Origin of the sequence: Comamonas odontotermitis (assembly GCF_014207855.1) — a bacterium.
Classification (GTDB): domain Bacteria; phylum Pseudomonadota; class Gammaproteobacteria; order Burkholderiales; family Burkholderiaceae_C; genus Comamonas; species Comamonas odontotermitis_A.
This window is the reverse complement of record NZ_JACHKZ010000020.1, coordinates 40,933-63,042: the sequence shown is the minus strand read 5'-3', so window position 1 is coordinate 63,042 and position 22,110 is coordinate 40,933. Positions and strand designations below refer to the sequence as shown.

18 protein-coding genes and 1 pseudogene are annotated in these 22,110 nt (G+C 61.5%); 7 read left to right on the top strand and 12 right to left on the bottom strand.

Annotated elements, in window-relative coordinates:
• Positions 1 to 18: 18 nt before the first annotated feature.
• The 3 genes from nusA to HNP33_RS14865 all read right to left on the bottom strand — a co-directional run bounded on the left by nusA (position 19) and on the right by HNP33_RS14865 (position 2,740).
• A complete protein-coding gene (gene nusA / locus HNP33_RS14875; RefSeq protein WP_184709732.1) occupies positions 19 to 1,503 on the bottom strand; it encodes a transcription termination factor NusA in 1,485 nt (494 codons plus the stop codon).
• A 69-nt stretch (positions 1,504 to 1,572) separates the two neighbouring features.
• Positions 1,573 to 2,169 (bottom strand): ribosome maturation factor RimP, encoded by a 597-nt coding sequence (rimP, locus tag HNP33_RS14870; protein ID WP_184709734.1) that lies wholly within the window; start codon positions 2,167 to 2,169, stop codon positions 1,573 to 1,575.
• Between the two features lie 205 nt (positions 2,170 to 2,374).
• Positions 2,375 to 2,740 carry a thioredoxin family protein gene (locus HNP33_RS14865; RefSeq protein WP_184709736.1) on the bottom strand — a complete coding sequence of 122 codons (366 nt, stop codon included), beginning with the start codon at positions 2,738 to 2,740 and terminating at the stop codon, positions 2,375 to 2,377.
• Positions 2,741 to 2,942: 202 nt separating this feature from the next.
• On the opposite strand from HNP33_RS14865, the gene HNP33_RS14860 reads away from it, so the two are divergent.
• Positions 2,943 to 3,920, top strand: a complete 978-nt coding sequence (locus HNP33_RS14860; RefSeq protein WP_184709738.1) for a DnaJ C-terminal domain-containing protein — start codon at positions 2,943 to 2,945, stop codon at positions 3,918 to 3,920.
• Positions 3,921 to 3,922: 2 nt separating this feature from the next.
• Entirely contained in the window at positions 3,923 to 4,249 is a 327-nt protein-coding gene (locus HNP33_RS14855) for a MerR family transcriptional regulator (RefSeq protein WP_184709740.1), read from the top strand.
• A gap of 217 nt (positions 4,250 to 4,466) precedes the next feature.
• Here HNP33_RS14855 and HNP33_RS14850 read toward each other — a convergent pair whose 3' ends face one another.
• Entirely contained in the window at positions 4,467 to 4,637 is a 171-nt protein-coding gene (locus tag HNP33_RS14850) for a hypothetical protein (protein ID WP_184709742.1), read from the bottom strand.
• A 331-nt stretch (positions 4,638 to 4,968) separates the two neighbouring features.
• Between HNP33_RS14850 and HNP33_RS14845 the strand changes: the two genes are divergently transcribed.
• Positions 4,969 to 5,583 carry a lipocalin family protein gene (locus HNP33_RS14845; RefSeq protein WP_184709744.1) on the top strand — a complete coding sequence of 205 codons (615 nt, stop codon included), beginning with the start codon at positions 4,969 to 4,971 and terminating at the stop codon, positions 5,581 to 5,583.
• Between the two features lie 93 nt (positions 5,584 to 5,676).
• On the opposite strand, the gene HNP33_RS14840 is transcribed toward HNP33_RS14845, so the two are convergent.
• The 4 genes and pseudogenes from HNP33_RS14840 to HNP33_RS14825 all read right to left on the bottom strand — a co-directional run.
• Positions 5,677 to 6,429, bottom strand: coding sequence for an ABC transporter ATP-binding protein (locus HNP33_RS14840; protein ID WP_184709746.1), 753 nt, complete (start codon positions 6,427 to 6,429; stop codon positions 5,677 to 5,679).
• Positions 6,426 to 7,205 carry an ABC transporter ATP-binding protein gene (locus HNP33_RS14835; protein ID WP_184709747.1) on the bottom strand — a complete coding sequence of 260 codons (780 nt, stop codon included), beginning with the start codon at positions 7,203 to 7,205 and terminating at the stop codon, positions 6,426 to 6,428. Before HNP33_RS14835 ends, HNP33_RS14840 begins: the two co-directional genes overlap by 4 nt.
• Before the next feature lie 66 nt (positions 7,206 to 7,271).
• Positions 7,272 to 8,912, bottom strand: a complete 1,641-nt coding sequence (locus HNP33_RS14830) for an ABC transporter ATP-binding protein (RefSeq protein ID WP_184709749.1) — start codon at positions 8,910 to 8,912, stop codon at positions 7,272 to 7,274.
• Positions 8,913 to 9,009: 97 nt separating this feature from the next.
• Positions 9,010 to 10,053: pseudogene (locus HNP33_RS14825) on the bottom strand (ABC transporter permease); the annotation flags it as partial.
• A gap of 50 nt (positions 10,054 to 10,103) precedes the next feature.
• On the opposite strand from HNP33_RS14825, the gene HNP33_RS14820 reads away from it, so the two are divergent.
• The gene (locus HNP33_RS14820; protein ID WP_233464540.1) at positions 10,104 to 10,685 is read left to right on the top strand and encodes a DUF2127 domain-containing protein; all 582 of its coding nucleotides are present in this window, start codon (positions 10,104 to 10,106) and stop codon (positions 10,683 to 10,685) included.
• Between the two features lie 52 nt (positions 10,686 to 10,737).
• On the opposite strand, the gene HNP33_RS14815 is transcribed toward HNP33_RS14820, so the two are convergent.
• Positions 10,738 to 11,766 carry a microcin C ABC transporter permease YejB gene (locus tag HNP33_RS14815; protein ID WP_184709752.1) on the bottom strand — a complete coding sequence of 343 codons (1,029 nt, stop codon included), beginning with the start codon at positions 11,764 to 11,766 and terminating at the stop codon, positions 10,738 to 10,740.
• A 137-nt stretch (positions 11,767 to 11,903) separates the two neighbouring features.
• The gene (locus tag HNP33_RS14810; protein WP_184709755.1) at positions 11,904 to 13,763 is read right to left on the bottom strand and encodes an extracellular solute-binding protein; all 1,860 of its coding nucleotides are present in this window, start codon (positions 13,761 to 13,763) and stop codon (positions 11,904 to 11,906) included.
• A gap of 378 nt (positions 13,764 to 14,141) precedes the next feature.
• On the opposite strand from HNP33_RS14810, the gene fabI reads away from it, so the two are divergent.
• Positions 14,142 to 14,942: an enoyl-ACP reductase FabI gene (fabI, locus tag HNP33_RS14805; protein ID WP_184709757.1), complete on the top strand. Its 801-nt coding sequence runs from the start codon at positions 14,142 to 14,144 to the stop codon at positions 14,940 to 14,942.
• 148 nt (positions 14,943 to 15,090) lie between these two features.
• Here fabI and HNP33_RS14800 read toward each other — a convergent pair whose 3' ends face one another.
• Positions 15,091 to 17,568 (bottom strand): heavy metal translocating P-type ATPase, encoded by a 2,478-nt coding sequence (locus HNP33_RS14800; protein ID WP_184709759.1) that lies wholly within the window; start codon positions 17,566 to 17,568, stop codon positions 15,091 to 15,093.
• A 240-nt stretch (positions 17,569 to 17,808) separates the two neighbouring features.
• Between HNP33_RS14800 and HNP33_RS14795 the strand changes: the two genes are divergently transcribed.
• The gene (locus HNP33_RS14795; protein WP_184709761.1) at positions 17,809 to 18,684 is read left to right on the top strand and encodes a DNA ligase; all 876 of its coding nucleotides are present in this window, start codon (positions 17,809 to 17,811) and stop codon (positions 18,682 to 18,684) included.
• A 167-nt stretch (positions 18,685 to 18,851) separates the two neighbouring features.
• Here HNP33_RS14795 and HNP33_RS14790 read toward each other — a convergent pair whose 3' ends face one another.
• Positions 18,852 to 21,401, bottom strand: coding sequence for an arginine/lysine/ornithine decarboxylase (locus HNP33_RS14790; RefSeq protein WP_233464539.1), 2,550 nt, complete (start codon positions 21,399 to 21,401; stop codon positions 18,852 to 18,854).
• A 187-nt stretch (positions 21,402 to 21,588) separates the two neighbouring features.
• Here HNP33_RS14790 and HNP33_RS14785 point away from each other — a divergent pair, with 187 nt between their 5' ends.
• Entirely contained in the window at positions 21,589 to 22,023 is a 435-nt protein-coding gene (locus HNP33_RS14785) for an NfeD family protein (protein WP_184709762.1), read from the top strand.
• The last annotated feature ends 87 nt before the right edge of the window (positions 22,024 to 22,110 follow it).

Below are 22,110 nucleotides of genomic sequence, written 5' to 3'. Positions count from 1 at the left end.
GTTCCGTGCCTCCTGACCTTATTCCTGTCCATCAAACCAGTGCTCGCGCGCCTTCAAGATCAAGGCCTTCGCTTCTTCTTCTGACTGGCCGGTCAGCTCGGTCAATTCATCAATGGCCAGATCGGCCAGGTCGTCACGCGTGTGGATTCCACCAGCTTCCAGCTTGGTCACCAGCTCAGGCGTCATCCCTTCGAGATCACGCAACTCTTGGGAAACACGGGCAACACTTTCTTCACGGGCAATGTCCATGGTCAGCAGCGCATCCTTGGCGCGCGAACGCAGTTCATTGACCGTTTCTTCGTCAAAACGCTCGATCTCCAGCATTTCCTGCAGCGGCACATAGGCCACTTCTTCCAGGCTGGAGAAGCCTTCTTCGATCAGGATGTCGGCGATTTCCTCGTCCACATCGAGTTTTTCCATGAACAGCTTGCGCGAGGTGCTGGTCTCCTCTTCCTGCTTGAGGGCAGATTCGGCAGCGTCCATGATGTTGATCTTCCAGCCCGTGAGGTCAGACGCCAGACGCACGTTCTGGCCGCCGCGGCCGATGGCAATGGCGAGATTTTCCTCGTCCACCACCACGTCCATGGCGTGCTTTTCTTCGTCCACCACGATTGACGACACATTGGCAGGCGCCAGCGCACCAATCACAAACTGGGCGGGGTCCTCGGACCACAGCACGATATCGACGCGCTCACCGGCAAGCTCATTCGTCACCACATTGACACGGCTGCCGCGCACGCCGACGCAGGTACCGATGGGGTCGATGCGCTTGTCGTGGCTGAGCACGGCAATCTTGGCACGACTGCCTGGATCGCGGGCGCAGCTCTTGATTTCGAGCAGGCCTTGTTCGATCTCGGGCACTTCGTTGCGGAACAGCTCCACCATGAACTCAGGCGCCGAGCGCGACAGCAGGATCGGTGCGCCACGCAAGGTCAGGTCCACGTCCATGATCATGGCGCGCACACGGTCGCCGTTGCGCAGGTTTTCCTTGGGAATCATTTCGGCGCGGCGCAGACGGCCTTCGACGCGGCCCGACTCCACGATCAGGTCGCCCTTGTCCATGCGCTTGACGGTGCCGGAGAAGATCTTGTCGCCACGGGCCATGAACTCGTTGAGCAGCATTTCGCGCTCGGCGTCACGGATCTTCTGCAGAATGACCTGCTTGGCCGCCATTGCGCCAATACGGCCAATGGGCAGGGACTCGATCTGTTCTTCCAGAAAGTCGCCCACCTGCGCATCGGGCTTGCGGTCTACCGCATCCATCAGCATTTCTTCGGCTTCCGGGTTCTGCAGACCGGCGTCGTCAGGCACCACCAGCCAGCGGCGGAAGGTGTCATAGTCGCCCGTATCGCGGTCGATGGCCACACGCACATCCACTTCGCCTTCGTACAACTTCTTGGTTGCCTGGGCCAGGGCAGATTCCACAGCGCCAAAAACCACATCGCGCTCAACGTTCTTTTCGCGCGCGATGGCATCCACCAGCATCAACAATTCGCGATTCATGCGACGACTCTCCTATTTCAATCTTCAAACAGAAAGTGGCGAACAGATCCACTTCCCATAGCACTTGGTTCAGCCTTGCTCATCGGCAGCAGGCGCTGCAGCACGACCTTTGAAACTGACAATGGGCGCCAGGCGCGCTTCGCGCAACTCATCCAGCGTGAAGCCCATGCTCTGCAGCGGTGCAGGCGGACGCTTCTTGCTGACGCGAGCGCCGGGCTTGACCGGTGGCGCGTCGCTCCAGACGATCTGCCAGCCACCGGTATCGGTGCGCTCCAGCGTGCCGCGAAACTTCTTGCGGTTGGCGCTGATGCCAGTGCCTTCGGCTGCGGCGCCAATGGCTTCCTTCAAAGTCAGATCGATCACCTCGCCGGTAAAGCGAATGAAATCCTGTTCATGGCGCAGCGGGCGGTCGATGCCGGGCGAGGATACTTCCAGGCGCGTGTAATCGACTCCGTCGACTTCCAGGGCAAACTGCAACTGGCGGGTGACTTTCTCGCAATCCTCAACCGTCACAAACTGCTCTGGCATACCCTCGGGACGGAGGTCTTCCGCGGCCCAGGGCAGATCGATGGTGATGCGCAACAGGCCGCCAGCGGAGCGTTCGATCTCCACCAGGTCATAGCCCAGGCCAGTCACCGTTTGTAAGGCGATTTCTTGCAAGCTCACGTGTGATATTTATCCCGCAAATACGAAAAACCCGAGAGCCACGGAAAGTTACACATTCCGCAGCTTCGAGCCGAAAAACATGCGACCAAAAAAAACGGGCGGTTGGCACCGCCCGTTTGGTCGTGTATTACATCCATTATAGGGGCAAACCAGTAGCTTTGCAACGACTGGACACCGATTGCGCGCGTAAAAGCCCTCTGGGCAATCAAGCCCGCGCAGCCAGCAATCGCCGCACATTGGCTAGCAGTGCATGGGCTGCATCTTCTGGCGGCAGCACTGGGGCTCCAGAAACGGAAAAACGCTCAAGCATGCGCTGCAAAATACCGATCTGCGGCAGCAATGGCCCCAGAAATAACGGCTGATCGCCCTGCCCCACAAGCATGGTGGGAAATGTCACGATATCCAGATCGCCCACCACGTCTTCCTCGTCCTCCACATCCAGCCAGGCAAATCGCATGGAAGGCAATTGCTGGGCCAGTGCTTCAAACACCGGACGGTACTCCTTGCAGGTACCACACCACTCAGCGCACAGACACACCACCAGCCAGGGTGCAGATGCAGCCTCTGTCATACAGACTTTCCCATTTAGCAATTGCAAAGCCGTGTTTGTACCACCATTGGCGAACCCGAATCCCGGGTATTAATTTGCAAAACCTGGCGATGCAACCTTGAATCATTGAAAAAAACTACCATTTTGTGCTTATTGGGCTGCACACTGGACAATGCAATGGGCAGTGAACGCAGCCTGCCAAAAACGGGAGCACTCATTCACCATGGATAGCAAAAACTACTACCAAGTTCTCGGAGTGGACAAAAAGGCCTCGGCGGACGATATCAAAAAGGCGTACCGCAAGCTGGCCCGCAAATACCACCCCGACATCAGCAAGGAAAAAGACGCCGACAAACGCATGGCCGAATTGAACGAGGCCAATGCCGTGCTGTCGGATGCAGAAAAACGCGCCGAATATGACGCCATGCTGGACGCGCCACGCGGTTTTGCAGGCGGCGCGCGCGGCGGCAACCCATTCCAGAACGCAGAAGGGTTCAACCCGGGCGATTTCAATTTCAGCCGCCAGCACATGGATGGCGATGCCGACTACAGCGACTTCTTCAACCAGATGTTCGGTCAGGCCCGCGCGCAACGGGGCGCTGGTGGGCCCGGCGGGGCGGGCAGCCGCATGCACCCCATGCGCGGCGAAGACCAGCACGCCAGCATCGAGCTGGACCTGATCGACAGCTACCAGGGCGCCGAGCGCATGCTCACGCTGCATGGCCGCCAGTTGGATGAGCACGGCGATATCGTCATGAAAGAGCGCCAGCTGCAGGTCAAGATCCCCAAAGGCGTGCGCGAGGGTCAGATGATCCGGCTTGCAGGCCAAGGGGGCCCCGGCTACAACGGTGGCGAGGCGGGTGATCTGCTGCTGGAAGTGCATTTTCGCGCCGACAAGCGCTGGCGCTCCGAGGGCAAGGATGTCTACATGTCTCTGCCCGTTGCGCCATGGGAGGCAGCCATTGGCGGCTCGGCCGAAGTGAACACACCTGCGGGAACGCTGGAGGTGACCATCCCCGCCGGATGGTCGGCCGGGCGCAAACTGCGACTCAAAGGCAAGGGCCTGCCCGCCGCAACGCCGGGCGACCTGTATCTGGAGCTGCAACTGACCACACCGCCTGCCGACAGCGCCGAGGCCAAAGCCGCCTACGAGGCGTTTGCCAAGGCCTTCCCCCGCTTCCAGCCCCGCCAAGGAGCCTGAACATGACCCAATACACCGCCAGCATCCACACGACCACCCTGGAAATCCTGGACGATGACGCGCTGGATGCCGTCACTCTCGCTCGCGCCTGCCACCGCAGTGTGGAATGGGTGCAGGCCCGCGTGGTGGACGGCGTGCTCACCCCGAGCACCGGCACACGCCACGCAACGGCTGTGACCAGCTGGCGCTTTGCCAGCCCGTCCATCGTGCGCGCAAGGCGTGTGGCACAACTTGAGCGAATGTATGACGCCGACCCGCAACTGGCCGCAATGACTGTGGACTTGATGGAGGAAGTGCTGGAGTTGCGCCGCAAGCTGCAAGGCTTGTGACCATGCTGCGCCAGAAATCGCCTTGCCATCGCCGGAGAAGCACTTGGCGCCCAGCGGGCTGAAACCAGCTACACACCAGGCAATAAAAAACCGCACCTCATGGTGCGGTTTTTTTGTGGCAGCTGGCGGAAAGTGTGCCATCCGCATGCCGCGCCTGATCGTGGCAAGCGCGGCATGCGGACGGCACGAAAACGGTGCGCCGCCGCTGCGAGGCGAATTAACCGCCCTTGTGCGTACGCTTGCCGGGGTTCTTCTTGGTACGGGTAGCAACGCCACGAGCGCGGCTCGACTTTTGACCACGGCCGGGGGTAGGCAGGCTCTTGCCGTTAGGCAGAGGAGGTTGAGGGGTGAACTTGCGATCAGCTTCCGTAACGATTTTATTGCCCATGCTGGGACCTCGCGATAAAGACAAAACCCTTATTAGGCCACAGAAGCGGGCGCACCGATAAAAACCAGGGGCTAAATCCCACGCATTCGTGCGAAATTAGCCGAGCAAACGACGCTGGATCCGCTATTTTTCAATAGTCTCAGCACATGGTGTTCACACGGGTGCTTGTAAACTTCTTGAACCTGCTTACGATCCAGTGATCAATCAGGCCATCAAGACTTGCGCAAATTCGGCCCAGGCCCTATGTTTTGCCCGTGAGGATGCGTCTGCACACGCCCGCTGGTTTGTACAAGTGCTTGCCATGTTTGCTGATAGAGGAGAAAGGTTTTCTATGGATGAGCGAGAACCGCAAGATTCCCAGCCTGGCCACAGGTCATGGCTGCCTGTGGTTGCCGTAGGTTTGTCGGCCTTCGCGGCCTATGCGGTGTACCGGTGGTTCGGCAACCAATCTACCAAGGTGGTGCCAGCCGCGCAGATCGAGCCGGTATCCGATTTTGATGTGGAACGCTTTGTAGGCGACTGGTACGAGATCGCCCGGATCGAAAAAGGCCTGGGCAAGCCGCTGACCCGCTCGCGCATCGAGTACGAACTGCAAGACGATGGCAGCCTGTCCATCACCATGCGGGGGTTTCATACCGGCACCCACCGCTGGGTGGAATCGACTGGCAATGCACGCTTTGTGGGGTCTCCGCACTTCGGCGCCATGAAGGCATCTTTCCTCGGCCCGTTCTACGAGGGCTACCACATCGTGGCCATCGACCCCGATTACCAGTGGGCCATGATCATGGGCGATACCACCGATTCGTTCAAGCTGCTCTCGCGCGAGCCGGTGCTCGACGGTGAAACCACTGAGTTGCTGCTTTACCAGGCGGAGCTGATGGGTGTGGAGGCCGACCGCATCCATTGGGTGATGCAGGATGGCGTGAACCCGACAGGGCAGTGGTAAAAAATACAAGCCCATTCTGACGCCTATTCACAATGCGTCAACAGCTATCAAAAAAGGAGCAAATCAGCTCCTTTTCTGCTTTTTTATGGCACCTTACACCCCAACCAACCGAGCCCCTGCCCTCTCACGCTCCAGCAAGGCCGCCATGCTGCCTTCAAACTGGATTTCTCCCTTCTCCAGTACATAGGCCCGGTCACTTACCAGTTGGGCAAAGTGCAGGTTCTGTTCGCACAGCAGGATGCTCACACCATGCGCCTTGAGCTGCAGGATCATCTGCACCATCTGCTCCACGATGACCGGTGCCACGCCTTCCGATGGTTCATCAAGCAGTACCAGGTAGGGATTGCCCATCAGGGTGCGCGCCACAGTCAGCATCTGCTGCTCGCCACCGCTCATCTGCCCCCCTGGGCGCCCGGGCATGGCCGCCAGATTGGGAAAGAAGGCCAGCAGGCGCTCTGCCGTCCAGTCACTCGCCACCGTGCCGTCCGGCCAACGGCGGGCAGGCTGGCGGCCCACTTCCAGATTCTCCAGCACCGTCAGTTCGGTGAAGATGCGGCGATCCTCGGGCACATAGCCCAGGCCCTCACGGGCAATCTGCCAGGCTTCATGGTGCGAGATGTCGTGTCCGCAAAATCGCACCTGCCCGCTGCGCCGCGCCAAAAGGCCCATGATGGCCTTGAGCGTGGTGGATTTGCCGGCACCGTTGCGCCCCATGAGCGCTACCACTTCGCCACGCCGTACGTTCAGCGACACATCAAACAGAATGTGGGCCGCGCCGTACCAGGCGTTGAGCTGGAGAGCCTCCAGCAGCACCTCTGCATTCGCAGTATTTACGGCGCCATTCATGCAGCCTCCTCGTTGGTTGCCGCCTTGTTGGTGGAGCCCTTGCCCAGATACACGGCCTGCACCTCGGGGTTGCTGCGCACTTCGTCCGGCGAGCCCTCGGCAATGAGGCTGCCACGCGCCAGCACGATGATACGGTCCGCATAGGCGAACACCACATCCATGCTGTGCTCGGTGAACAATACTGCCATGTCGCGCTCGCGCGCCAGGCGTTGCGTCAGCGCCATCAACTGATGGCGCTCGGCCTGGGCCATGCCGGCGGTGGGCTCGTCCATCAGCAAAAGTGCCGGCTGGTGCGCCATGGCAATGGCCAGCTCCACGCTTTTCACATCGCCATAGGCCAGTTCGCTGCAGGGACGGTCGGCCTGGGCCTGCATGCCCACCAGCGCCAGCAGTGCAAGCGCCTCGTCGCGCCGAAAATCACGTGCCTTCTGCCACAGCGAAAAGGTGCGGCCTGCGGCCGACAGCAGCGCCATCTGCACATTTTCGACAACCGTCAGCGACGCAAAGGTTTCGGCAATCTGGAAGGTGCGCCCCACGCCCAGGCGCCAGATCTCGCGCGGCAGCTTGCCCACCAGTTCGGTGCCGCTCAGGCGCACCGATCCGGCGTCCGCCCGCAGCTGGCCGCCCACCATGTTGAAGGTGGTCGTCTTGCCTGCGCCATTGGGACCGATCAAAGCCAGCACTTCGCCGCGCCGCAGCGAAAAGCTGACATCGGCAACCGCCTGCACGCCGCCAAAACGCTTGCCCAAATGGCTCACCTGGAGCAATTCCGTCATGATTTATGCGTTAAAAAAATCACTAGCCCTTGCCCATCAGGCGCAATCAGCTATCAAAACAATAGTTCACGGGACCACCGGCGACAGTTCCAGGCTCGAAGCCATCAGGCGCTGGGTATAGGCCTCGCGCGGGGCGTCCAGCACCTGCATCACTTCGCCCGATTCGACTATACGGCCATCCTTCATCACCAGCACCTGGTGCGCCATGGCGCGGATCACTGCCACATCGTGGGTGATCAGCACATACGACAGCCCGCGCTCCTTTTGCAGGCGCTGCAGCAGAGCCAGCACCTGCTGCTGGATGGTGACATCGAGCGCACTGGTGGGCTCATCGAGCACCAGGATATCCGGGTTGACGATCAATGCGCGGGCAATGGCCAGCCGCTGGCGCTGGCCGCCCGAAAATTCGTGCGGGTAGCGCTCAAGCAGGCCGGGGAACTGCTCCTCGGTCAGGCCCACTTCTCGCAGCAGTGCCAGCACCTGTTGCTGCAGATCGGCGGCGGCCATGCGGGGCTGCGCGAGCTGCAGGCCTTCACCCACGATTTCCTGCACTGTCATGCGCGGCGACAGCGACGAGAACGGATCCTGAAACACCACCTGCACCTTGCGGCGCAAGTGCTGGTTGGCGGGGGTATTGCGCTGCGCGGGCAGTTGCCAGGGTTGCTGCTCGATGCGCAACTCCCCCGTGCTAGGCAAGAGGCCCAGAATGGCCTGGGCCAGGGTGGATTTGCCCGAGCCCGATTCGCCAATCACACCCAGCGTCTGACCCTGCGCCAACTGCAGGCTGGCCTCGCGCACCGCCTCGAACCGGCCCTTGCGGAACCAGCCCGTGAAGCCCGGCAGCGGCGTGGCATAGGCCACGGACAGATTCTGCGCCACCAATACAGATTGCGCACCGGTCTCTGGCGCAATGACATCGCGCTGTGGCGTGCTGGCCAGCAGCCTGCGGGTATAGGGATGTTGGGGCGCAGCAAATACCTCGGCCACACTGCCCTGCTCCACCAGCAGGCCTTTTTCCATCACAGCCACTCGGTCGGCAAAGTGCCGCACCAGCGGCAGGTCGTGCGTGATCATCAACACCGCCATGCCCGTCTCGCGCTGCAGGTCGTTCAGCAGATCCAGAATCTGCCCGCGCAGGCTCACATCCAGCGCTGTGGTCGGTTCATCGGCAATCAGCAGCTTGGGTTTGCAGGCCAGTGCCATGGCGATCATGGCGCGCTGGCGTTGCCCGCCACTCAACTGGTGCGGGTAGCTGGCGGCGCGCCGCTCCGGCTCAGGGATGCCTGTGGTGGCCAGCAGTTGCACGGCCTGCGCCCAAGCCGCCTTGTCCGAAAGCCCTTGCTTGAGCTGCAGCACCTCTGCAATCTGCGCACCCATGGTCATCAGCGGGTTGAGCGCCGTCATCGGCTCCTGAAAGATCACCGCGATCTCATCGCCGCGCACGGCCTGTATCTCTCGCTCTGAAATTTGCAGCAGATTGCGTGCACTCATCAAGGCCTCACCGCGCAAGTGCGCATCTCCCACCAGGCGCAGCAGCGACAGGGCCGTCACGGATTTTCCCGATCCGGATTCGCCCACCAGCGCGAGTTTTTCACCTGCATGCATCGAAAAGCTCACGCCTTTGACCACGTCCTGGCCTCCAAAGGCCACATGCAGATCGCGCACCTGCAACAGCGGCGCTGGCTCCGCCCGATTGGTGTCAACCATGGCGCACCTCCACATGTGCTGGCTGGGCAGGCAAGGCAGTCGCTACGGTTTGCGTAGCTGTCTGCGCTTTGTTGGAAGGCGTAGCAGGGGTATTGAGCTGTTTTCTTGGGTCCAGCGCATCGCGCAGCGCATCGCCCATGAAGGTGAGCAGCAGCAATGTGATCACCAGTACAGCAAAGGTGGCAAGTGATATCCACCAGGCGTCGATGTTGTTCTTGCCCTGCGAGAGCAGCTCGCCCAGGCTCGGCGTGCCGGGCGGCACGCCCAGACCGAGAAAATCCAGCGACGTCAGCATCAGGATTGCAGCGCTCATGCGGAAAGGCAGAAAGGTCACGACCGGCGTCAGGCTGTTGGGCAGAATGTGCCGCCACATGATCTGCCAGTTGGGCACGCCCAGTGCGCGGGCAGATTTGACATAGTCCAGCTGCCGGTTGCGCAGGAACTCGGCACGCACATAGTCTGCCAGCCCCAGCCAGCCAAACAGGCTCAGCAGGATCAGCAGCAGCGCCACGCTGGGCGCAAACACCGCGCTGAAGATGATCAACAGGTACAGCTCGGGCATCGAACCCCAGATTTCCGACAGGCGCTGCAGCAGCAAATCGGTCTTGCCGCCAAAAAACCCCTGAATGGCGCCCGCCACCACGCCCAGCACAACACCAATGGCCATCAGCGCCAGGCCAAACAGCACGCTGACGCGAAAGCCGTACAGCAGCTGCGCCAGCAGGTCTCGCCCCCGGTCATCGGTGCCCAGCCAGTTGTCGCGCGACGGCGGCGAAGGATTGGGCGCCTTGGCAAAGTAATTGATGGTGGACTTACCGTAGCGGTTGATGGGGAAAATCGCCCAATTGCCATCCTTGGCCAATTGCTGCTGGATGAAGGGGTCGAGAAAATCGGTGGTAGTGTGGAAATCGCCGCCAAACGTGGTTTCCGGGTAATCCTTGGCCAGCGGAAAGTAGGTGTGCCCTTCGTAGCGCACGATGAGCGGCTTGTCGTTGCTGATCACCTCGGCAAACAGGCTCACCACCACCAGCACCACAAAGGCCACCAGGCTGTAAAACCCCAGCTTGTTGGATTTGAAACGGCGCCAGGCGCGGGCGGCGGGTGAGCGGCCCGGGGCCGCAGTGGAAACACGCTCGGTCATCGTTATGGTCTGCGGAGCCTGCGCAGGCACAGCTCCCCTCCTGTCGCTGAATGGTTGGGCCTGAGGCCAACTATATCGTCATTGAAAGCGCCATTGACAGCGTCATTGATAGCGCCATTGGCCGACAGCAAAACGGCGCGCCATCGATCATGCTGTGCGCCATGCCCGCTGCCAATCCTCCTCATGCCCTGCGCACTGCGCTGCAGGGCATTGCTATCTTCGAAGCCCTCAAGGGCGTTGCTGCGCTGCTGGGGCTTCTGGGTCTGCTCAGTCTGTTGCACCATGATCTGCACCGCCTCGCGCTGGAGCTGATCGGGCACTTCGGCCTGTCGCCCGAAGCCCGCTACCCGGCAGTGCTGATCACCTGGGTGGACAGGATCAATGCCAGCTCCATCCATACCCTGGTGCTGCTGGGTGCCATCTACATCGCGCTGCGCTGGCTGGAAGCCTGGGGCCTGTGGCACGACAAGGCATGGGGCGAATGGCTGGGCGCACTGTCTGCGGGGCTGTACATACCGCTGGAAGTTCGGCACCTTCTGGCGCATCGCCACTGGCAGGGTGCGCTGGTGCTGGTGCTCAACCTCGTGCTGGTGGCCGTGCTGCTGCGCCGCCTGTATCTGCGCAAGGCGTAAGGTACGGATCTTATTCAGCGGGCCTTGCCCGGCAGGTGCTGGCATGGGCGCCTCAGTCGAACTTGACACGCGGATCCACCCACACGTAGCACAGGTCGCTGACAAGCTTGGTGACCAGGCCGATCAGCGTAAAGAGGTACAGGGTGCCCAGCACCACCGGGTAATCGCGGCGGATCACGCTTTCGTAGCTGAGCAGGCCCAGACCGTCGAGCGAGAACTGCGTCTCGATCAGGAGCGAGCCCGCAAAGAACGCGCCGATGAATGCCGCAGGAAAGCCGGTCACGATGGGCAGCAATGCATTGCGGAACACATGGCGCCACAGCACCTGGCGTTCCGACAGCCCTTTTGCGCGCGCCGTCATCACATACTGCTTGCGGATTTCCTCCAGGAAAGAGTTCTTAGTGAGCATGGCAGTCACCGCAAAGCTGCCTGCCACCATGGCTGTCACCGGCAAGGTGATGTGCCAGAGGTAATCGATGATGCGCGCCCCCCAGCTCAGCTCCTCCCAGTTGGGAGAGGTGAGCCCGCGCAGTGGAAACCATGCAAGCTGCCCGGCAAACACCACCAAAAGCAGTACGCCCAGTACAAAGCCCGGAATGGCATATCCCACCAGCACGAACAGCGACGTGACCAGATCGAAGCGCGAGCCTGCCCGCACCGCCTTGGCAATGCCCAACGGCACGGCCACCAGATAGCTGATCAGAAAGGTCCACAGACCCAGGCTGATGGAGACCGGGAGCTTTTCCTTGATGAGTTGCCAGACGCTTTTGTTCTGAAAGAAGCTGCGGCCCAGGTCAAACCGTGCAAACTGGCCCACCATCTGCACAAAGCGCTCGGCAGGAGGCTTGTCAAAGCCGTACAGGGCCTTGATCTCATCGAGACGCTTCTGGTCGATGCCCTGGCCGCCGCGGTAACTCATGCCACCACCTTCCGCCCCTGCGCCTGCTCCCGCCTTGGTCTCGGCGAGGTACTGCTCCACCGGGCCGCCGGGTACGAACTGGATCACGACAAAGGTCAGCAGCAGCACGCCCAGCAGGGTTGGGATCATCAGCAGCAGGCGTTTGAGGATGTAGGCGAACATGCGTGCGGGGCTCCTGCGTCAGGCGTGGGCGGGGCTCACGCAAGCAACATCTGTCGAAAAAACTATCAAAAACATAGCTTGTTGCGCTTGTACAGTGGGCATAAAAAGCGTTTTTATCATAGTTTTTCGGGATGCTTTCAAGGCTTGGCTGTCTCTGCTGTCAAAGGCGGCAGCCGTGCCCACCAGTTGTTGATGACCCAGGTCTCCCCCGGCGCATAGGCCGGAATCTGCGGCGGCACGACAAGGCGCCAGGCGTCATACACCATGCGATGGCTGCCCGCGTAGTACTGCGGAATCAGGTAGTGGCCTGCAACAATGATGCGCTCCAGCGCATGGCAGGCAGGCAGCAGTTGCTCCTCGGTCTTGGCGCTGCTCATCTGGGCGATCATGGCGTCGACGGCGGGGTTCTTCAAGCCGATGAAATTGCCCGAGCCTTCCTGATCGGCAGCGGCACTGCCAAACAGCTCCGCATATTCCTGGCCCGGGTTGTTGGTGCCGGGAATGTTGAGCGTGATGATGTCGAAATCGAACTTGTCCATGCGCTGCTGGTACAGCGCAAAATCCACCACGCGCAGCTTGAGCGTGATGCCGAGCTTTTCCAGGTTGCGCGTCCAGGCGCTCACAACCTTGGCGCCCCCTTCGCTGCTGTCCAGGTATTCCAGCACCAGCGGCTCACCCTTGGCATTGCGCAGCAGGCCGTCGCTGCCCACTCTCCAGCCCGCATCCGCCAACAGCTTCTGCGCCTTGCGCAGATTGCCGCGCAGGGTGTGTTCGCCCCCTTCTTCGCCCGGGGCGCCATCCGTGCGGGGTGGTTCCTGAATGGGATCCAGGGTGCCCGCAGGCAAATCCTTTTCAAATGGCTGGAGCAAGGCCAGCTCGGCAGCGCTCGGCGCGCCATGGGTCTCGCAGGCCGTGTTGCCGAACAGGCCATGCACGCGCTGGTAGGAGCCGTAGAACATCTGGCGACTCATCCACTCGAAATCGTAGGCCAGTCCCAGGGCCTGCCGCACGCGCGCATCCTGCAAAAGCGGGCGGCGGGTGTTCAGAAAATAGCTTTGAAAGCCCGATGGCAGCTTGTTGGCAAAATCCCCCTTGCGCAGCTCTCCGCTGTCAAAACGCTTGCCATAGAGGCGCCGCGCCCAGTCGCCCGCACTGAAAAACCGCATCAGGTCGAATTCGCCCGCCTTCAAGGCCTCCAGCCGGGCCGTGCTGTCCCGGTAGATCTTGACGGTGACCTTGTCAAAATTGTTGCTGCCCACACGCACCGGCAGATCCTTGCCCCAGTAGCCGGGGTCGCGCACGTAGGTGATGTCCTTGCCGAAGTTGACCGGCCCGATCTTGTACGGGCCGCTGCCGATCGGAATATCGGTCACAACCTGGTCAAACGGCCTGGCCTTACCATCATCGCCCTTGCCCCAGTCGCGGCTGAAGACCGGCAGACCGCCCACGGTCAGCGGCAGATCGCGGTTAGGCTTTTTGAAGCGAAAGCGCACGGTGCGGTCATCGACCACATCGCAGCCATCCACCTCCACCAGCAAGGTTTTATACCCGGGTGATACATACTTGCTGATCAGCGTTTCGTAGCTGTATTTCACATCCTGCGCGGTAACGGGCTTGCCGTTGTGAAAACGCGCCTCCTTGCGCAGCCGGAAGGTGACAGACAGGCCATCGGGCGCCACCACCACATCCTCGGCCAGCAGGCCATAGCCGGTGGCCGTTTCGTCCAGGCTGCCGGTCAGCAGGCTCTCGAACAGCATGTCGCTGAGGTAGGCGGGGGGCGAGCCCTTGATCGTGAACGGGTTGTATTTGTCGAAGGTGGAGTAGCGCAGGCCGCTCACCAGGCGCAGCTCGCCGCCCTTGGGGGCGTTCGGGTTGACATAGCCAAAATGCTTGAAATCCGCGCCATAGCGCGGCTCGCCCCACAGGGCATAGGCATGGTTGGCCCAGGCAGGAGCGGCAGCGGCCGCACACAAAATCATCGGAAGGCAAAAGCGCATGCGACAATTCTGCCTTAGAACGTGCTTACGATCTCTACGCAGCCGCGTTGGAGTGCAATCGGGATGAGTTCGAAGCGCTGGGCCACAGCTTGCACCGGGGTGCAAGCAAGGGCCAGCGCGCAGAAATCGCCCGATTTCACTCCAACCCGGAGGGACAGTGACTTTGCGGGCGGTCTGCTTCGTTGCAGCGCTTGCCAATAGCTGGCTATTGGCTGCGCACTGCGCCTCGCATCCCATCCCGCAAAGTCACTGTCGCGGCGCGAGGAGATCGTAAACACGTTCTAAACCGGACGCCTTGCCATGCATTTTTTGGCGAATGGGCGTCCGACCATTTTTTGGCCGGTCTGCATTGGATCGGTACTTATCAGGAGAAGAACAATGGGTTTTCTGACCGGCAAGAAGCTGCTGATCACAGGCGTGCTGTCCAACCGTTCCATCGCCTATGGCATTGCCAAGGCCTGCCACGAGCAAGGCGCCGAGCTGGCTTTCAGCTATGTGGGCGAGCGTTTCAAGGACCGCATCACCGAATTTGCCGCCGAATTCAACTCCAGCCTGATTTTTGACTGCGATGTGGCCGATGACGCACAGATCGAAGCCATGTTCAAGGGCCTGGGCGAAGCCTGGGGCAAGTTCGATGGCTTTGTGCATTCGATCGGCTTTGCACCGCGCGAAGCGATTGCCGGCAACTTCCTCGACGGTCTCTCGCGCGAGAGCTTCCGCATTGCACACGACATCAGCGCCTACAGCTTCCCCGCCATGGCCAAGGCTGCACTGCCTTACCTGAACGACAAGTCGTCGCTGCTGACCCTGTCGTACCTGGGGGCCCTGCGCTCCATCCCCAACTACAACACCATGGGCCTGGCCAAGGCATCGCTGGAAGCATCTGTGCGCTACCTGGCCGAGGCCGTGGGCCGCACCGAAGACGGCCGCGCCATCCGTGCCAACGGCATCTCGGCCGGCCCGATCAAGACGCTGGCGGCCTCGGGCATCAAGGATTTCGGCAAGCTGCTGGGCCGCGTGGCCGATGCCGCCCCGCTGCGCCGCAACGTGACCATTGAAGACGTGGGCAATGTCGCCGCCTTCCTGCTGAGCGATCTCGCCTCGGGCGTGACCGCCGAGATCACCTATGTGGACGGCGGCTTCAGCCAGACGGCAGGCCTGTCGGCCGACCAGGTATAAGAAACAGCACCCGTATCTTCCGAATAAAAGGCCCCGCAAACGCAACCGTTTGCGGGGCTTTTGTGTTTCAACGCCTTTGCAAATCAGAAGGGAAATCGGCCCTTTTTTTGAGTGCCAACGGTCACCAATTGCTACCAAATAAATAGCATTACGCTAAAAAGCGTTTCAGTCGCAGCGCATTGCCCAGCACGAACACGCTCGACATGGCCATGGCGCCTGCGGCAAACACCGGCGACAACAGCGTGCCATAGAACGGGTACAGCAGACCTGCAGCCACCGGAATGAGCGCCACGTTGTAGGCAAAGGCCCAGAACAGGTTCTGGTGGATATTGCGCATTGTGGCGCGCGACAGGCCGATGGCGGTGACCACACCGCGCATGTCGCCTCCCATCAGCACCACGTCTGCCGATTCGATGGCGATATCGGTGCCCGTGCCAATGGCCACGCCTACATCGGCCTCGGCCAGCGCAGGGGCGTCGTTGATGCCGTCACCCACGTAGGCGAGCGCACCATGCTCGGCCCGCAGGCGTTTGACGGCATCGACCTTGCCATCGGGCAGTACTTCGGCCACCACCTCGTCAATACCCAGCTGGCGGGCAATCGCTTCACCGGTGCGACGGTTGTCGCCGGTGATCATGGCCACCTTCAGCCCCATGGCATGCAAGCCATCAATGGCTGCCTGCGTGGTCGGCTTGATCGGGTCAGCCACCGCAATCATGGCAGCCAGTTGGCCGTTGATGGCCGCATACAGCGGCGTTTTGCCTTCGGCACCCGGGCGAGCGGCATCTTCGGCGAATACGGTGACTTCAGCCCCCAGCTGCGCCATCATGCGGTCGGCCCCCACCTCCACCCGCGCGCCCTCCACCTCGGCTCGCACGCCAAAGCCGGTTACCGATTCAAAGCCAGCCAGTTGTGGTATCTGCAGGCCTTCCGCCTTGGCGGCCTGTACGATGGCCTGCGCAATCGGGTGCTCGGACTGGCTCTCGACCGCCGCCACCGCAGACAGCACCGCAGCCCGTTCAAAGCTGGGCGCCAGCACCAGATCCGTCAAAGCAGGCTTGCCTTCGGTCAAGGTGCCGGTCTTGTCGACGGCCACGACCTTGGCGTCCTTGAGCAGCTGCAGGGCTTCGCCCTTGCGCAGCAGCACGCCCAGCTGTGCCGCGCGGCCCGTGGCCACCATGATGGAAGTCGGCGTGGCCAGCCCCATGGCACAGGGGCAGGCAATGATCAGCACCGCCACTGCATTGACCAGGGCAAAACTGAGCGCAGGCGCAGGCCCGACCAGCAGCCATACCGCAAAGGTAAGCACGGCGGCGATCATCACGGCCGGCACGAACCACATGGTCACCTTGTCCACCACGGCCTGGATCGGCAGCTTGCCGCCCTGCGCCTGCTCTACCATGCGAATGATCTGCGCCAGCACCGTGCCCGCACCCACCTGGGTGGCTTCGAGGGTCAAGGCGCCCTTCTGGTTCACGGTTCCGCCCACCACCTGGGCCCCCACCTCCTTGCGCACGGGCACCGGCTCGCCACTGATCATGGATTCGTCCACAAAGCTGTCGCCTGCGGTCACCACGCCATCGACCGGAATGCGCTCGCCCGGCCGCACCTGCACGGCATCACCCTGGCGCACCTCGGCAATCGCCATTTCCACCCACTCACCGCTGCGCTGCACCAGCGCAGTCTTGGCCTGCAGTTGCACCAGGCGCTTGATGGCCGCAGAAGTATTGCCCTTGGCCTTGGCCTCCATAAAACGGCCCAGCAGGATCAGCGCAATGATGACCGCTGCCGCCTCGAAATACACATTGACCGTGCCCGCAGGCAGCCACGACGGCGCAAATGTGGCCACCACAGAGTAAAGATACGCCGCCGACGTACCCACCGCCACCAGGGAGTTCATATCGGGCGCTGCGCGCAACAATGCGGGAATGCCCTTGGCGAAGAAGCGCCGCCCGGGCCCCGTCAGCGCCAGCGTCGTCAGTACGAACTGCAGCAGCCAGCTGGCCTGCTGAGGCAGCCACTGGCCCACCCAATGGTGAAACCCAGGAATCAGATGCCCGCCCATCTCCAGCACGAACACCGGCAGCGCCAGGGCCGTGGCGATGAGCAAGTCACGCTTCAAGGCCTGCAACTCCTGCTGTTGGCGCTCGCTCTGCTGATCGGCAGCGGCTGTGGCGTCTTGCACAGGTTTGGCTTCATAGCCGGCCTTGGCCACTGCGGCCAGCAAGGCGGGCAGCGCCACCTCGCCCGTGGCGGTGATGGATGCCCGCTCGGTGGCCAAATTCACGGTGGCACCTTGCACGCCCGGCACGGCCTTCAGAGCCCGCTCCACCCGACCCACGCAGGACGCACAGGTCATGCCCTCCACCGCCAGCTCGATCTGCTGCGCTGGTACGGCATAGCCCGCCTTGGCGATGGCCGCAATCGCATCGCTGCCCACAGCCGAGGCCTGTGCATCGGCTGCCAATTGCAGGCTGGCGCGTTCGGTCGCCAGATTGACCGAGGCGCTTTGCACGCCAGGCACGGCTTTCAGGGCACGCTCCACCCGCCCAACGCAGGATGCACAGGTCATCCCTTCAATGGGCAGCTCCAGCGTGGCGGGGTTCTTCAGGATTGCATTCGTCATGGCGTTCTCGTCTTTGTTGCATCACGTTGTCCGCCACTCTAAAGATTGCCATGGTGTGAAGGTCAAGCGCAGGGTTGGCGGGCAGGCAACAGCAGCTATTTTGACCGCCAGCACCCATCCAGCTTGCGCTGCACATGCAATTTTCATAGCAGATATCGCAAGGCGACGGACGGCATGGCCTGGATGGCAGGCGAGCGCTAGCATGCAGCCATCCTTTCCATGCGGTATTCAGAGGCTTTCATGCTCCCCACGCACGTTCCACCCCGGTTGCGCCATTGGTTGACCTGGCTGCTGCTGTTGATGGCAGCCTCCGTGCAGGCAGCGGACAGGCCTGCCCTGTGGCTGGCACAGAAATACCCGGGTGGATTGGATTTACAGCAGTACTGGGTGAGCGAAAAGTATGACGGCGTGCGCGGCTACTGGGACGGAACTGCGTTGTGGACACGCCAGGGCGAGCGTATTGCAGCGCCCGCCTGGTTCACCGCGGGCTGGCCCCCCGCTTCGGTAGAGGGCGAGCTGTGGGCGGGGCGCGGGCGCTTTGCTGATGCCCAATCCACCACACGCAAGGCCGAGCCCGTCGATGCCGAATGGCGCCGCATCCGCTTCATGCTGTTTGACGCGCCAGCCACGCCCGGCCCCTTCGACGCGCGCCTTGCGGCGCTCGCACGGTTTGAAAAGACAGTGAACCAGCCCTGGGTGCAGGCCGCCCCGCAATGGAAGGAGGTCAGCGAAGCCAGTTTGATGAAACGCATGGCGCGCACCGTCAAGGAAGGCGGCGAAGGCCTGATGCTGCACAGAACAAGCGCCCTGTACCGCAGCGGCCGGGGCGACGATGTACTCAAACTCAAGCCGCAGGACGATGCCGAGGCGCAGGTGATCGGCCACGTTCCCGGCAGAGGCAAATACGCAGGCCAGACCGGCGCCCTGCTGGTACGCACGGCGACCGGCCAGCAGTTCAGGCTCGGCAGCGGCCTCAAAGATGCGGATCGCCTGCATCCACCCGCCATCGGCAGTTGGGTCACTTACCGCTACCGGGGCCTGCATGACAGCGGCCTGCCGCGCTTTGCCAGCTACTGGCGTGTGCGCGAAGATACTGCTCTCTTGCAGCGCGAATGAGATATTTCAAAAAGCGTAGCTGAAAGTGTTTGACTGGCGGGCGCCATATCTCATTTCCACTAAAAACCCCGTAGCCCCGCCCAGCCGGTCTCAACACGCAGACGACCATAAAAAAGCAGCACCGCAGTGCTGCCTTTTGCCTTCAGGCCGAAAGGCCCTGGCGCCTATCAAGCCTTGGGCGTACGTGGCTTGGGTGCCTTGGCGGTCTTGGTGGACTTGGCAGCGGCCTGCGGTGTCTTCTCCACGGGCGAGATCTTGCCGACGCTGGCGTCGCCAACAGGCTTTTCCGCCTTCAGCGCCTTTTTCATGGCAGCTTCCGTCTTGATCTTGCCGGTTTTGGCGGGAGCGCGGCCTGCCAGCATGGGGCTGGTTTTCTTGCCAGCGGCCACGGGCGCCGAGATTACCTGCGTCTGCACGGCCTGATCGCCCGCATCCAGCGCCACGCAGTCCGCGTAGTAGCGCACTTCGCCCTTGTCGTCGACCAGTTCGACGAGGCCGTGGATATCGGTCTCGAAACCGGGGCAGAGTTTGGAGAATTCGCGCGCAAAGATGAGGTAATCCACGATCTTGCGGTTGAAGACTTCACCCGGAATCAAAAGTGGAATGCCCGGTGGGTATGGCGTGACCAGGCCCACGGTCACGCGGCCTTCCAGGTGGTCGATCTCGACGCGGTCCGTCTTGCGGCGGGCAATGTGCGCGTAGGCGTCCGAAGGCTTCATCGCGGGCGTCAGCTCCGACAGGTACATCTCGGTCGTCAGGCGCGCAATGTCGTACTTGGCGTAGAGCTCATGCACGTGCTGGCACAGGTCGCGCAAGCCCATGCGCTCGTAAACCTTATGCTGCTGGCAGAACTCGGGAAGGATGCGCCACATCGGCTGGTTCTTCTCGTAGTCGTCCTTGAACTGCTGCAGCGCCGTCAGCATGGTGTTCCAGCGGCCCTTGGTGATGCCGATGGTGAACATGATGAAGAACGAGTACAGGCCGGTCTTCTCAACCACCACGCCGTGCTCGGCCAGGTACTTGGTCACGATCGAGGCCGGAATGCCGGTCTTGTCGAACTTGCCGTCCAGGTTGAGGCCCGGCGTGACGATGGTCGATTTGATCGGATCGAGCATGTTGAAGCCGTCGGCCAGTTCGCCAAAACCGTGCCAGCTGTTAGAGCTGGCCTTGCCGCTCTTGCTCTTCTTGCCCTTGATGATCCAGTCATCAGCACGGCCCATGCCCTCTTCGGCCAGATCTTCGGGGCCCCAGACCTTGAACCACCAGTCGTTCTTGCCGAACTCGTCTTCCACCTTGCGCATCGCGCGGCGGAAATCCAGGGCTTCGACAATCGACTCCTCCACCAGCGCGGTGCCGCCCGGCGGCTCCATCATGGCGGCAGCCACGTCGCAGCTGGCAATGATGCTGTACTGCGGGCTGGTCGAGGTGTGCATCAGGTACGCCTCGTTGAACAGGTTGAAATCGAGCTTCTGCGTCTGGCTGTCCTGCACCAGCACGTGCGATGCCTGGCTGATACCGGCCAGCAGCTTGTGGATGGATTGCGTGGCATACACGACCGAGTGTTTGGGACGCGCGCGCTTCTTGCCCATGGCGTGATAGCTGCCATAGAAGGGGTGGAAGGCAGCGTGCGGCAGCCATGCCTCGTCAAAGTGCAGGTTGTCCACGTAGCCATCGAGCTTTTGCTTGATGGTTTCGGTGTTGTAGAGCACGCCGTCATAGGTGGACTGCGTGAGCGTGAGCACGCGCGGCTTGACCTTCTTGGGATCCACGCCCTTGAGCAGCGGGTTGGCGGCAATCTTGGCTTCGATCGTCTTGGGCGAGAACTCGCTCTCATGGATCGGGCCGATGATGCCGAAGTGGTTGCGGGTGGGCTTCAAGAAGACAGGAATCGCGCCCGTCATGATGATGGAGTGCAGGATGGACTTGTGGCAGTTGCGGTCCACCACCACCACATCCCCCGGCGCCACGGTGTGGTGCCACACCATCTTGTTGGAGGTGGATGTGCCATTGGTCACGAAGAAGCAGTGGTCGGCGTTGAAGATGCGTGCGGCATTGCGCTCGCTCTCGCCAATCGCGCCATTGTGGTCGAGCAGCTGGCCCAGTTCTTCCACCGCGTTGCAGACGTCGGCGCGCAGCATGTTCTCACCGTAGAACTGGTGGTACATCTGGCCGATGGGGCTCTTGAGGAAGGCCACGCCGCCACTGTGGCCGGGGCAGTGCCAGCTGTAGGAGCCGTCTTCTGCATAGTCGAGCAGCGCCTTGAAAAACGGCGGCTGAATGCTTTCGAGGTAGTTCTTGGCTTCGCGGATGATGTGCTTGGCCACGAACTCGGGCGTGTCCTCGAACATGTGGATGAAGCCGTGCAGCTCGCGCAGGATGTCGTTGGGCAGGTGGCGGCTGGTCTTGGTCTCGCCATAGATGTAGATCGGCACATCGGGGTTCTTGCGGCGCACTTCGGAGATGAAGTCGCGCACATTGCGCACGATCAGGTCTTCGTCGCCACCCTGCGTGAACTCCTCGTCATCCACCGACAGGATGAACGCACTGGCGCGGCTTTGCTGCTGCGCGAACTGCGAGAGATCGCCATAGCTGGTCACGCCCAGTACCTCGAAGCCCTCTTCCTCGATCGCATGGGCGAGGTCGCGGATGCTCAGACCGGAGGTGTTCTCCGAGCGGAAATCCTCGTCGATGATGACGATGGGAAAACGAAATTTCATGGGCAGTGCCTCACAATGAACAGAGCAAACAACAGACAAGAAACGAAACAGGCGCGAAGTGTACGGAATTTAGAACTCCGTTTTATGTAATGAATGTCAATTGCCGCAAAATTGATCAACATATCGCACAATGCAGCAACAAGTCCAAGAACGTGTTTACGTTCTAAGCGAAAAGGAGGAATCGACAATGGCACTCTCAAGTATCTGGTGGCTGATGGCGGGTATTGCCGTGATTGCCGAGCTGCTGACGGGCACACTGTATCTGCTGATGGTGGCCATTGGCCTGGCCGCTGCGGCCATTGCCGCGCACCTGGGCGCTGGCGAGACAACGCAGGTGGTAGTGGCTGCGGCCGTGAGCGCGGCAACCGTCCTCGCGTGCTACCTGCGGCAAAAGCGACTGGGCGCCCTGCACAACACCCAGAGCGACCGCAGTATTCATCTGGACATTGGCGAGCAATTGACCGTGGACCACTGGCAGCCCGACGGCACCGCCCAGGTACGCTACCGCGGCGCGCAGTGGACGGCCGTGCTGCAGCATGGCGCGCAACCCGCGGCCAGCGGCCACTACCGCGTGGTGCGGCTCGATGGCAACCGGCTGATGGTGGAGCCTGCCGCGGCGTGATGCCCTCGGCAGGGGTGCCGCCCTGGCGTGGCGGCACCACGGCCAGATATCTTGATCAAAACCAGGAAGATCGGCCGCTATAGCGCA